Raw genomic sequence first — 13,759 nt, forward strand, 5'->3', positions numbered from 1 at the left:
CAGAGAATGAAAATGGGTTAGAAGCGTCAATACTGATTCTACGGCTGGGAGAGGAAGGTCGCTGAACTATGGTGCGTTAGAGCCCATCCGTTAGTCTGACTCCACCGACCACGGTGCACCACTGACTGTCGCTCCCTTACGGGAAGCACACATGGTAGATTAATCCTATTCTGGTTGATGCACCAGCCTCTAATTATAACAATTGCCGTAGAGAGGATGTTTTCAATGGATGTAGTCATTGAAAGAGCATGCGGTATGGATGTCCATAAGGACAATATTACTGCCTGTATTATGACACCTAAAGGCAAGGAGATTCAAACGTTTTCTACTAAAACTGTATTTCTATTACAGTTGGTTGACTGGATTAAACAACATAATTGTACCCATGTCGCTATGGAAAGCACGAGTGTTTATTGGAAGCCGATTGTGAATTTACTTGAAGCTGAGGATATTGAGTTTTTAGTTGTGAATGCCCAACATATGAAGGCAGTTCCAGGGCGTAAAACAGATGTGAAGGATGCTGAATGGATCGCCAAACTTCTTCGTCACGGACTGCTCAAAGCAAGTTATATTCCAGATCGGAATCAACGTAAACTGCGTGAACTAGTTCGATATCGTCGAAGTATTATCGAAGAGCGTGCCAGACAACATAATCGAATCCAAAAGGTATTAGAAGGCGCGAACATTAAGTTGGGATCTGTTGTTTCTGATGTGTTGGGTGTTTCAGCCCGTGATATGCTTGACGCCATTGCAGATGGTGAAGAGGATCCTGAAAAACTAGCAAACTTCGCTCGACGTACTATGAAAAAAAAGAAAGAAGAATTGGAACTCGCTCTTAAAGGGTATATCAACTCGCATCACAGCCTCATGTTAAAAACCATTTTAGGACATATCGATTTTTTGACTGAGCAAATCAATATGTTGGATCAGGAAGTTGCGGCAAGAGTGGGCTCCCATCAAGAAGATATAGAACGTCTGGATTCCATTCCAGGCATAGCAACAAGGATGGCTGAGCAAATTCTATCCGAAATTGGGACTGATGTGAAAAAACAATTCCCCACTGCAGCTCATTCAGTAAGAGGATCCAAAAACTATCTCGGAGCACTGTATAGACGTACAGCATCCCGAAAGGGTAAGAAACGTGCTGGTATTGCAGTTGCTCACGCAATGTTACGTATCTCTTATTATCTCTTAACCCGAAAAGAAATGTATGTAGACTTAGGCGAAGACTACTTTGATAAGCAAAGACAACAATCTATCGTTCGGCATTCACTGAGACGACTCGAAAGTTTAGGATACACCGTTACGTTAGAAGAACCTAAAGCCTCCTTAATTCAGTTACTTTCTAAACCATAGATCAATGAATCTGGCGCTCTCCCCTTTTTTAAAAAATGATTGAGCTGCGTCCTCTTTAGTATTGCCTTTTTCACTGTGTTACAGAAGTTTATTTTCATGGTAGACAACCATGCCGCACTGCGGCACCATCAAATGAATGAAAATGGTTCATAATCCCGTCTAGTTTTCATTGTACCTGTCAATCCTTTTTATAGGCTGGCGAAGGTAGGTCGTTCAACTATGGTGCCTCGAGCCCGCATGGTAGACTGATTTTTAACGACCAGGTGCACCACAAATTGTCGCTCCCTCACGGGAAGCACGCAGGATAGATTAATCTTATATGGTTGTTGCACCAGCCTAATTTACTTCAGCCCGTAGAAAGGAAAATAATAATGGATGTTGTTAATGAACGATGTTGTGGATTAGATATTCACAAGAAGAGCATTACCGCTTGTGCCATTACTCCAAAAGGAAAGGAGATTCAAACATTTGGTACGATGACACACGATCTGATTCAATTAATAGATTGGATTAAAAGTAAATGCTGTTCTCACGCTGCTATGGAAAGTACCGGTGTTTATTGGAAACCAATATACAACCTTCTCGAATTAGAAGACATTCAACCCATGGTGGTCAACGCTGCTCACATCAAGGCTGTCCCAGGACGTAAAACCGACGTTAAAGATGCAGAATGGATCGCAAAATTGCTTCGTCATGGTCTTCTTCAACACAGCTACATTCCGAATCGAGATCAAAGGGAATTACGGGAACTTGTTCGATACCGCCGAAGTCTTATTGAAGAAAGAGCAAGAGAAATAAGTAGAATTCAGAAAGTGTTGGAAGGTGCTAATATCAAACTTTCCTCCGTTGCAACAGACATTATGGGTGTGTCCGGACGATCAATGATTGAGGGACTCATCAATGGGATCGATGATCCTCAAGGATTAGCTGGAATGGCAAAAAGAAGTATGAAAAAGAAAAAGGATGATTTGGAACGTGCCTTATTCGGATCCGTCGGACTCCATCAAAAGATGATGTTAAAAACTCAGCTTTCACATATCGACTTTTTGGATCAACAAATCAAAATGTTAAGTGAAGAAGTCCAACAACGCATGCAACCATATGAAGAAGATATTGAATTACTAGATTCAATTCCAGGTATAGGTAGAAGCCATGCGGAACAACTTTTGGCTGAAATAGGACTAGGAAAAGAAATTGCGAAGCAATTTCCTACGGCAGCCCATCTATGTTCATGGGCTGGGATGGTTCCAGGTAATAACGAAAGTGCTGGGAAAAAAAAGTCCGGTAAAACCAGAAAAGGTAATAAAAAGTTGCGAGCAGCACTTGTTGAAGCAGCACATTCGGCGGCAAAAACCAAAAACACTTATCTCTCTTCTCAATATCAGCGCTTGGCAGCAAGAATTGGAAAAAAACGTGCGGCAGTTGCGGTTGGACATACCATTTTAACGATTGTTTATCATTTGTTAAACAAAAGGCAACTTTATGTTGAGTTAGGTGCAGATTACTTTGATCGACGAAAAAAAGAAATAGTGATCAAACAATCTATTAAACGACTAGAGATCCTTGGTTGTAAAGTAACGGTTGAAGCTATAGCCTAATGAAGGACAACATACATTGTAAATTAAGAGCCCAGATCCTTTTTTTTAACGGATTTTAATGGGTCTAGTTTCGTATTGCCTAAAATTCCCCACTGCAGTTTTTATTTTCAGGATAGTTAAACAAGCCAGTATCAAAAAAAATTCATTATTATAGCAAATATGCCAAACAATATGAGTAGTATTCCAAACACAAATATCCCTGTTACATATTCAAATATTGTAAAGAAAAAGGCTACCTTGTTTATCTTACTTCGCTCTTCAAATAAAAATTTTAAACCATCTTTAACTTCATAAAAACTAAGTGAGCTTAAACCGAATCCAACAATAATGCAACTAATTCCTACATATAAGAGTGTCATAATCTATTTTCTCCAATCAAAAGGTTTGTACTAGCCTCAATAAGAGAAATAGAAGTATTGTTATTTAGTTACCACTACATACTGCATCTCTCTAAATGAAAACCGTTCACTTAATTCATCAAATAAGCGTTTTTCGTTCAACCTAAAATTTTCTATATCATTAATGAAATGCTTTGTTTTTAAGTTAACAACAACATTTAGTATATCGTTTTTTTCTTTCAGTTCATCTCCATCCAAGCAAGTATATAATTCTATACTTTCACCGTCGGAAAGATTTTCATTTATATACTTAAATAAATCGCTATAACATTTTCTAGTATTACGACAATCAAGATGATACACAAAAGGATTGGAAAATTTCCCCCTTATTTCATCATAACCTTCTAAGTCCCATACTGTTATGCCAAAAAAGTCATCTTCTGTCTCATAAATAATCATATTCTCAATCTGCTTAGGGTTTTGTCCAAAATCACCAGTTGGAATCTCCCTATTCGAAGCTATATAATGTTGTACTGTCAAAATTCTCACCCCTTTTATTGTTCCCCCTATATTTGAATAAATCATTTAGAGGGGGATTGGTGCTGAGTTACTCTGTCCTATTTTGATAGAGGTAAAGCCCAAAGTCTTGCATAACGGAGGTGTGCCCCATTTGTCGCAACATAGTAGCTATATTGCCACGGTGATAGGAACCGTGAGTGACAACGTGTAGTACTGTCTCAGAAATAGAAGTTTCAAGTAACCCAGCATATGGGTTATCAACTACAATCAACTTTTCAATATCTTTTTGACTGTCCAGAAGTGCTTTGTATCGTTCGGATAAGTCTAGAAATATTTCTTTCATTTCCTTAATACTTTTCATTTCCACCTGTTCTCTTAATTGATTCGTGGTCGCCATTGCTTCATTCATACTTTTACCTGAGATAATGTCAAACCAAGTATAATCTGTGAGAAAAATGTGAGACAACACCTTTGATACCGAAGAAAAACCACTCTGAATATCCTGATGATAAATATCCTGTGGAAGTTCTCTCAAACGGTCCATTATAACTCCATTTGCCCAAACGTGGTAGTTGTACAATTTTAATACGGGGTGTGTCATATTAATTTTCCTCCATTTCTATTTGTTCTTCCTTTGTGACAAACGGCACTTAAAAATCTAAATTTTGGAAAAACCATTAACTTATATATTCTGTTTTATTAAAAAAAATTCCTTTAACTAAACTGCCACGTTACTTTAATAAGAAAAAGCCACCAAGTATGGCAGCTCGACCTTAAGCATAAGTCCCTTGTTGAAAAATACAGCACTGAATTAATTAATTTTACAACAGATTTTACACCCTTTTTTTATACTCTAACCAGCGAATAAATTTTAAATTACCGAATAACAGCCCATATGAAAAAGGATAAGAAATAGCTGAAAACCACATACTCCATTTCTTATGATATAAGAATCCCATTTGAAGTGATAACCATTCGTAAAAGGTAGAAAAAACAGACCAAAATCATATATACATAACCCTATTAATTAATGGACGATTAAAGGGATACCAATTAATAATAAGCATAGTTACAGCTGGATATATCCCTAAAATAACAAGTAAGGTCTTTGCCTCAACAAAATAAGGTTCGAAAAATCCGTACATATTATATTTATCCGTAAATCTATCAGCTAGCTCGGAAGTAAATAAGCCCCAAAAAATGCTGGCGTAATATTCAATAGGTGGTAAATTTTTTTTCATTAGGAAAGCAACCAGGTTAAACACAACAATGGATACATAAAGAAACCACATAGAATACATCCCAATCTCTAACACAAAATTAAGTTCTTTTATAGGATATACATCTAGGAATTTTTTTATAAAAAGTTGCAATGGAACATTGGTGCTTGTTCCACTCCCTCAGTTTGATACGAATATCTCTTGAATGCTCACTTATTCGCAGGATTTCATAACCCTTGTAATTGGATTTACGGGTAATTGAAATGAGTTAAGATCATTTTGGCTTCGTGAAGGCATAGTTAAATAAAGGAGTCAGCTACCACTCCATATTTTACCATATAATGAACATCTCCACGCCGCCCCTGGAGGCTTTCCCTCCCATGTCTCAACGGGTCAATTGCCCTTTCATTCCTTCGTCATGCCTATCCAAGGGGTGGAGGCCAGTTATGCTAACCTGATGGGTCACGATGCCCTTTTGTGGAATAAACCTGGTACTCCGTACATATTTGAAATTCTACGAATAAGACAACATTCAAAATTAAAGTTAACTATTTTAATTGATACATTTTATAAACTAATGTTTTATTTCTAAGCTGCTAAAGGGATTAATTCCTGTATTTTATTTGGACAGTAAGACTCGTTTCGTCGTGCTATTCCTACAAAAATCCTTGCTAGTTTACCGATCAGTTTCATTATTGATTTCATTTTCTTTATCTTCTTAACCTTCACATTATGGGAATGTAGGGCTTTAAATTCAGGGTTATTCATCACAAGGCTCATAGTTGCTAAGTAGAGGAAGCGTCGTAGTCTTGACCTTCCACGCTTTGAAATCACAATCTGACCTTTCCATTTGCCTGAACTGGCTTCAGCTAGATGTAATCCCGCATGTCGTAATAGAGAGTTTCCATGAGAGAATCCACTTAGATCTCCTGACTCACCTAGTATCCCAGCTAATGAAATTTCACTTATTCCTTTAATCATAAGTAGTTTTTTTGCAAATGGTATTTTGTTGAGAACTTCTTTTACTTGTTGTTCAACTCTTTCGAGTTGTTTTACAGCGAGGTCATATTCTTCTAATAATTGTTCTAGATGGAATTTATAAGCATCAAGTGCTTGTCCAGTTCCAATAGAAGATTTTGCTAGATTGATCAGTAATTGAGCCTTTTTAGGTCCTGGTTGTCTTTTCATTAATGACTTCCATCCCCTCTGGACATCTATTGACTCCATTGAAGATATTTCAGCTGGAGTTGGAAACAAACGAAGGGTTGCGATTGCACCTTTGCACGAAACATCGTTAAACACTTGTCGCAACTCTGGAAAGACAACATCCACCCATCGATTTATTTGATTAATAGACATTACTAGACGTTTTACAATCACATCACGATTAGACATTAGAACTCTAAGTTTCTCAAATGATTCTGAGGATGGGCGAATAAAGGAATAGTAGCCGTTTTTGACCATATCTGCGATCACTAGTGCATCTTTTTTATCACTCTTAGATTGGGTATTATCTCGATTCTCTTTATTCTTTTTACTAAGTGGGGATTGACTGTTACTACCTCGATCTTTTGGTTATATAACCATTTTGATAGGTTAATCCAGTAATGGCCTGTAGGCTCCATACCAACTATTGCTCCATTTAAATTTTTTAATCTTTTTAAATCTTGAATCCAATTTAATAGTTTAACGTACCCCTCTTCATTATTTTCAAAGGTGATAGGGTCTCCGATTACAATTCCACGAAAATTAACTGCTCTTGCAACGTGTAGTTGTTGAGCAATATCCACACCAACAATAAGATGTGTATCGGAAATTCTTTCAATAAGTTGATTTTGTTTGTCTTGCATTTTAAAATTCATATTAGGGCTTCCTCCTTAAGACTCTGAGTTAGATTGGACTCTATACTCGTATCTTACTGAGGGGCTCTATTTTTTTCAAACCTGATATTTAACGATCTACAGGAATGCTAACCTGCTTCGTTAGTGTAATAAGAAAACGGATAGCCGCAGCCATCCCATCTTTAACATAAGCACCCGTTTGTTGAAGAAGTACTTTATGTCGCAATCAGCTGCTATTCTGTCCCATTAGTTAACAAATGTAAAATATTTAAAAACCAAACGTTTATACTGATTCAAATATCCAATCATGGGTTACTAGAAAACATAGTATACAATATGCCATTTAACTGGCATAAATAATTAAAAGGAGGTGAAATATAGATATGCCTTTAGCTTTACAAGCATTTACAACCCCTGCTAATACACTCGTAATTGCTGACACTGCTGCATCTCCTGGGACTCTACCAACACCAGCAGTATTTACACCACCATCATTAATTTCTCCGGCTATCGATGGGAGTCTGGCTTATATTTGGTCACCGAACTCTGCATCTGGACAAGTTGTTACCTTTCGAAGTACTTTTGTTATTGGTGGTCTACCAATTCTTAATGTCGCTTTACCAATTAGTGCTTTTTATGCTTTCGCAGCAAATGGGACTGCAACAGTAACCGCTACCCTAGAAGTCGTAAATTTATTAGGAATTGTTGTCTTAAGTATCCCGTTATTCACTGAATCTAATGGAGGAAATCCTCAGAATGTTGCGACGGCTTCGGGAGATACATTACTTGGAGCTGGTGTATTAGTTGGCAATACTGTACGTATTGTCGTTGACGCGACTGTAACCGCACCAGTAGAAGTTGGATATGGTACAAACCCTGGAAGATATCTTGGTGAAATTATTGTTCATGATATTATCTAGGCATCATAAATTCATAAAACAAAATCTCATTTAAGGATTAATTGGGCAGCTTATTTTGAAAGATAGGCTGCTTTTTCATCTCTTTTACTTTAGTATTCTTTTGATTATTGTTGTACAAATCGGTCAAAAACGCATAAATGAGTCATTTCCCTTTTTAACTCCCTCAGTTTGATACGAATATCTCTCGAATGCTCACTTATTCGCAGGATTTCATAACCCAAAAGGGATAAATAAACAAGAAAAGCAGCCGTTTCGGCTGCTCTCCTTTTGTCATTTATTCTCTTGATCTTTTAATCTTTTGATTTTCCGGTTTTCCGATTTTCAGCTCGTTCGGTATGGCGGTGTAAGCCGCAAATGGAATAGGAACCTACGGCATGTAGGCGTGAGCCGTACAGACCGTGGTTATCGGTCCATTTAATGCCGAAGCGACACGTACGGAATGACAGAAAGGGGGCTTTTTCCTTTCTGATCAGTCCGTAGTGCTGCCGCCCAGAGTACGTTCGGTATGTTTTTAGCCAAGATTTTAAACAATGTGGGATAATCGTTTCCAGAAGGTGAATTGGGTCAATATAAAAAGTATTCAAAATGGAAAAATAAAGTATCTAACACCCAAGGACATCTTATAGTAAAATTAGCCTATGAAATAAGGGTCCTACAAAATAAATCGGTACCCGGAAACAATGGGGGATAAAATAGTTGAATATGATAAGGGGCGAGTGGAGAAATATTTTCAGCCATCGCAAAACTGGATTAACATTGATAGCCATTCTTTTTATACCGTTGCTCTATAGCAGCATTTTTCTATCCGCTTTTAGAAATCCCTATTCTAAAACTGGGGACCTTCCAATTGCAGTAGTAAATAAAGATCTGGGATCAACATTTGCTGGGCAGAATTTGCAGTTGGGAAAAGACTTGGTTCATGATTTGAAACAGAATCACTCGTTTAAATGGAAATTTACCAATAATAAAGAAGCGTTTAAAGGATTAAAAAATGAAGATTTTTACATGGTAGTCGAAATTCCAAATGATTTCTCTAAAAATGGATCATCCTTGTTAGACGAACATCCTAGTAAAATGGGGTTGAGATATTACACAAATCCAGGGAAAAACTATACTGCATCAAAGATAGCAACCTCTGGAATGAGTAAAATCAATGAGAAAATATCAAATTCTATCACAAAACAATATGCAATCACATTATTTAATAGTTTAAATCAAGTAGGTGATAATTTACAAAAAGCAACTGACGGAGCGACTAAAATTGACCAGGCTGCCAACAAAATTACAAATGCTTCCGAAACCCTACAAGACTATTTGCAGAGTTTAGCTGTTGGCACCGTCTTATTTAAAGACGGCACACAAAGGATATACAATGGAACACAACAATTTCAAACGGAAATTGGCCAACTGTCTAACGGGGTTCAAATACTTAATAGTGGGATGAGTAATTTAGAAAATGGCTTGGGAGTCCTTAACAAAAAAGGCGAAATGCTTTCTAAAGGTTCTAAAGAATTAGAACAAGGAGCTAACGATCTTAAAAGAAACTTACAGCAGGCATATCAGGGTACAATTGGGATTCAAGAAAAAATTGACCCACTTTTGATCGCGTTAGAGGATGTAAATGAAAAAAAGCCTGAAATAATAAGCCAACTGAACTCCTTACAACAAATTATTCAGGGCCAGAACCAACTAATTAAAGAACAAAAAGAGCTTATCAATACAAGCAAAAGTCTTTCAGAGCAAGAAAAACAACAGTTGCTTTCGAATTTGGATCATTTCATGTCTCCTTTCACCACAGGAGCGCCGGTGGATTTAGAACAAGGAATCACTGAATTCGAGTCTAGGCTGTTAACCGTTTCACAAGGTTCACAGCAAGTGCAGAGTCAACTTGATCAGTTTGTAAAAGGACAACTATCGATGTATGTAGGCGCTAAAAAATTGGCAGAAGGGCAACATACCTTTAGTTCAAATCTAGGGGCATTTAACAAAATGTTAGCCGAAGCACATAGTGGTGCTAACAAATTAACGAATGGAACTAGCGCTGTTTCTGATAGTATTTTAAAAATCGAAAATGCAAGCAAGCCATTTGTGAAAGGGATTGATAAACTGAATTCAAGTGCAAATCAGTTAAGTGAAGGCTCTCAAAAACTTGCAGAAGGTTCCGCATCAATATATAAAGGAGCTTCCCAACTATCTAACGGAACAGGTCAATTACTTTCTTCGTTACAATCCGGTGCTACAAAAGCGAATGAACTGAAATTGAATGATAAAAATTTTGACATGTTTTCTAATCCAACAAAGTTGGAATCTCACAAAATCAGCGAGGTAAATGATTATGGAGCTGGATTAATTCCTTATATTTTGGCTATAGGCTTGATGGCTAGTGCATTATTTTTCTCTTCTACCTATCAACTGAAGGAAACACCGTTAAAACCATCATCTGGGGCTTCTTGGTTTCTCAGTAAGCACAGTGTAGTTATTATGGTTGGGTTAGTTCAATCCATTCTAGCAGTAACTATACTTATCCAAGGCATGGGCCTAGAAGTTAAACATGTATGGGGCTTATATCTATTTACAATATTGACGAGTCTTACTTTCCTATCTTTGGTGCAAATGCTCTGTACCATTTTCGGAAAAATCGGACAGATGCTTGGATTCATTCTACTCTTACTGCAAATTGGCGGCAGCTCTGGCACATTCCCTATAGCTTTAGCACCTCCATTTTACCAACACATACATGCATTCCTTCCAATGACGTACGCGATTAAAGGATTTCGTGACCTTATCTCGATTGGAAATGATTTGCATGATGTATGGAGCCATGCACTAATGTTAGCCGTATTTGGATTTGTCTTTAATGCTGGTACTTTCTTATTTTTTGTTCTTCAATTAAGACATAAGAAAAACATCCCTGCCGCTTAGGCAAATCTTATATATATGTAAATGAATAGGCCCATTATTTCTTGTTATAGAGATAATGGGCTTATTTATATTAACTTATTTTCTAATTGATAATCCTTAATATTGACCTCCAATTTAAAGTTTCACCTATGGAATCGAATCATTGCCAATTATAGATTAACAGCACCTTGGTTTTTCCTTTAATCCCTGATTAAACTGATAGAAGACAAGTCATTATACGAGGGGGATTTGAATGGAGTTTTCAGTTCTCGTTTCATGGTTGCAATATTTCTTGTTGGTTATGATGTTATGATGGGTGGATGCTTGATTTTTTTCATCATAGTGTTATTTTTCTCCAATAGATACACAAGGAGTAAATTAAATCAAATGGAACAAAACGAAACAATGAATGAAATACAACGAATGTAACGGTGAACAGTTTTCAGTGTTTCCGCTAGTTAAAATATTTAGCCCTTCCAGCAAAATGTGGAGTACATACGCTTAAGCTGTTAAATTTTATTGTATTTGTTTGTTGTTGAGTATTTGATTTAAAAAATAATTTCATCATCGGAGGAGTAACGATAGTTGTCACAAGTACCACAACAACTATAACAGCAAATATATCTTGGCTTAGCAGATTGGATTCTAAACCAATAGCAGCAATAATTAATGCAACTTCACCACGAGAAACCATTGCTGAACCTATCCCTAACGAACTATTCCAGCCAAAACCAGCAGCTTTTGCACCAATAGCAGAACCAATTAATTTAGTTAAAATTGCTAAAACACTTAGAATAGCAATAAGAACTATATTTTCAGTAATACCTACGAACTCCGCAGTTACACCAATCGAGGTAAAGAAAACTGGTACAAATATAGAATAGCTAATCGTTTCAATCTTCTCAAAAACTTCGTGTTTGAAGTCTGTTATGCAAATTACTACGCCGCAATATAGGCACCAATGATTGCAGCAACCCCTGTATATTCTGCTAAGTAAGCATAAACAAAACAAATAATTAGAGCAGAAGAAATGACTGTTTCTGTTACTCTTAATGATGAGAACTTCTTCAAAAACCAAGGAATTACCTTCCATCCAACAAGAATAGCTCCCGCAAAGAAAATCACTTTCTTTAAAATAACAGTGGTTAAATTTACATCTCCACCTGCAAAACTCATTAAGAATGCTAATGCAATGATTACTACCACATCATCGATTACGGCTGCTCCTAAGATCGTGGCTCCTTCAGGTGTTTTTAATCGGTTCATCTCTTTGAGTGCTTGAACCGATATACTTACACTTGTTGCAGAAAGTAATAGTCCCAAAAACCAAGATTCCATCGTAGGTAAGTTTAATACGATTCCAGTAAAGTAACCTAATACAAGCGGAACAATAATGCCTCCAAAACCAACTAAGGTTGAGGCTTTACCAGTTCGTTTGAATTCATCTATATCTGTTTCCAATCCAGCAATAAACATTAATAATATAACTCCGATTTGACTAAATTCAGCTAATGTTTCTGTTTCATTCACTAATCCAAGAACCGATGGTCCAAGTACAATTCCAATGAGAAGTTTCCCAAGAACAGAAGGCTGACCTAATCTAACACTAAGGCTTCCTGCTATTTTTGATGCAATTAGAATAATGGCTAATTGTAGTATTAGCATTTAAATTACCACCTTTCGTTATTATCATTTGTCTTTGTTTAATAAAAATACAAAAAGAGCCTGTTACCAAAGGACATAATTATCCCTTGGTGACAGGCTCCTCCAAATACACTCTGTTTTTTTTAGTTTTACTATAACATATAGTATTAGAAATTTATTTTTTTATGTTTTTATTATTTAAACTATTCAATTCTTATTAAAATAAACTGATCCATTAGTAAAAAAGTGGTTTGTTTTAAGTTTATAACAGTTTCTGGCAAGTCATCTTCTAAATCCTGGTTATATAGCGGCACAGATGGGATGTTAGCAATAGTAAATTGAACATCGTTTGGGAGTTGTTTACCTGCTGCACTACATATGAAAGAAATGACTGGTTAAACTAAAGAAGACGAATTACACAGAAAGGGGGAAAAGCTGTGATACGGAAACTTATGGCCTTTTTCCTATTTGCCGGCCTTCTTTTCGCCGACGGTCTTCAGACAGACGGCCAAGCGCCGCCGGACCCCTTCCAGATGGGGATGGAAGAAGGATATTATGAAGGAATCCGTTCGGGGCTCGAAGACCGGCATGGTTTCAGGATTTCCCGTGCTTGGCAGCAGATCCCGCCCTCCCAGTTGAGCTTGGACAACAAGAGGAAGATAGCTCGGCCCCTCATTAAAATAGGACTTCTCCGGCAGGTGTACCTCTCTTTTTCCTCTGGGGAGAAATTCGACGCCTACCTTCATGCCCATCCGGAAATGAGTGCGCTACAGGCAGCCCGGCGAATACTCGGGCAGAGGTTTGTAAGGGCGTACGAAAAAAGCTTCCAGAAAGGTTATGAGAAATCCCTCACTGCTCCACCCGAAAAGGCGGCAAACTACGCCGCCTTATTGAAGAAGAAAAAAAGATAAGGGGGAACACAAAAAGGGCAACCTCAAGGATGCCCTTTAACCTGCTCTGTTAGTTGCACTAAAAAAAGAAGGCCAAAGGAATCTTTCCTATCTTTAACTCTTGAGCCTTTTATCTGGTTATGCCATAGCTGCCTGCGATGGATTATGCGTACCGGAAACAGGCGTTTTTTTGGATTATTCGGGACCCCGGATCCACATGGGGTGACGGTAAAAGTCATGACGCATCTCGGACAGTTCATGATTACAAATCACTATACCTTCTTTGAACCCACGAAAAAAGGTATAATGGATTCCAAATTTACAAAAATCCTTGCTCCCGCCATTAAAAATCATCCGTCGTATATGAGGGGTCATTGCCATGGAGAAAAGGTAATGGCAAACTAATCACCCACTTGGATCGTTCTTTCACAAAAGCACCCGTTAGCCATTCATGCAGCGCAAAAACGGCACAAACATAATCAAAGAGTAAAATTACTGATAAAAACATCTACTCCATACAAAAGTATCACCC

At 37.4% G+C, this 13,759-nt stretch carries 9 protein-coding genes and 2 pseudogenes; 5 read left to right on the forward strand and 6 right to left on the reverse strand.

The features are described from left to right. Positions 1-225: 225 nt before the first annotated feature. Together QF028_RS14165 and QF028_RS14170 are read left to right on the forward strand one after the other, a co-directional pair. Positions 226-1,356 (forward strand): IS110 family transposase, encoded by a 1,131-nt coding sequence (locus QF028_RS14165; RefSeq protein WP_429466326.1) that lies wholly within the window; start codon positions 226-228, stop codon positions 1,354-1,356. 371 nt (positions 1,357-1,727) lie between these two features. After that, the gene (locus QF028_RS14170; protein WP_429465543.1) at positions 1,728-2,954 is read left to right on the forward strand and encodes an IS110 family transposase; all 1,227 of its coding nucleotides are present in this window, start codon (positions 1,728-1,730) and stop codon (positions 2,952-2,954) included. 419 nt (positions 2,955-3,373) lie between these two features. On the opposite strand, the gene QF028_RS14175 is transcribed toward QF028_RS14170, so the two are convergent. The 4 genes and pseudogenes from QF028_RS14175 to QF028_RS14190 form a co-directional block, all read right to left on the reverse strand. Then, complete coding sequence (locus tag QF028_RS14175; RefSeq protein ID WP_429466328.1) at positions 3,374-3,832, reverse strand: hypothetical protein; 459 nt, start codon at positions 3,830-3,832, stop codon at positions 3,374-3,376. Between the two features lie 67 nt (positions 3,833-3,899). Next, positions 3,900-4,412: a DinB family protein gene (locus QF028_RS14180; RefSeq protein WP_429466330.1), complete on the reverse strand. Its 513-nt coding sequence runs from the start codon at positions 4,410-4,412 to the stop codon at positions 3,900-3,902. Between the two features lie 403 nt (positions 4,413-4,815). Further along, complete coding sequence (locus QF028_RS14185) at positions 4,816-5,052, reverse strand: hypothetical protein (protein ID WP_429466332.1); 237 nt, start codon at positions 5,050-5,052, stop codon at positions 4,816-4,818. Between the two features lie 567 nt (positions 5,053-5,619). Beyond that, a pseudogene (locus QF028_RS14190) lies at positions 5,620-6,893 on the reverse strand (IS110 family transposase). Positions 6,894-7,255: 362 nt separating this feature from the next. Between QF028_RS14190 and QF028_RS14195 the strand changes: the two are divergent. Together QF028_RS14195 and QF028_RS14200 are read left to right on the forward strand one after the other, a co-directional pair. Continuing rightward, complete coding sequence (locus QF028_RS14195) at positions 7,256-7,792, forward strand: hypothetical protein (protein WP_429466334.1); 537 nt, start codon at positions 7,256-7,258, stop codon at positions 7,790-7,792. 702 nt (positions 7,793-8,494) lie between these two features. After that, a complete protein-coding gene (locus QF028_RS14200) occupies positions 8,495-10,714 on the forward strand; it encodes a YhgE/Pip family protein (protein WP_429472337.1) in 2,220 nt (739 codons plus the stop codon). A gap of 433 nt (positions 10,715-11,147) precedes the next feature. On the opposite strand, the pseudogene QF028_RS14205 reads toward QF028_RS14200, so the two are convergent. Then, positions 11,148-12,358: pseudogene (locus QF028_RS14205) on the reverse strand (cation:proton antiporter). A gap of 416 nt (positions 12,359-12,774) precedes the next feature. Between QF028_RS14205 and QF028_RS14210 the strand changes: the two are divergent. Next, positions 12,775-13,248 (forward strand): hypothetical protein, encoded by a 474-nt coding sequence (locus QF028_RS14210; protein ID WP_429466336.1) that lies wholly within the window; start codon positions 12,775-12,777, stop codon positions 13,246-13,248. A gap of 322 nt (positions 13,249-13,570) precedes the next feature. Here QF028_RS14210 and QF028_RS14215 read toward each other — a convergent pair whose 3' ends face one another. After that, on the reverse strand, positions 13,571-13,735 hold the full coding sequence (locus QF028_RS14215; RefSeq protein ID WP_429466338.1) for a hypothetical protein: 165 nt from the start codon (positions 13,733-13,735) through the stop codon (positions 13,571-13,573). Positions 13,736-13,759: the final 24 nt, after the last annotated feature.

Origin of the sequence: Neobacillus sp. B4I6, from assembly GCF_050434045.1 — a bacterium.
Lineage (GTDB): Bacteria > Bacillota > Bacilli > Bacillales > Cytobacillaceae > Neobacillus.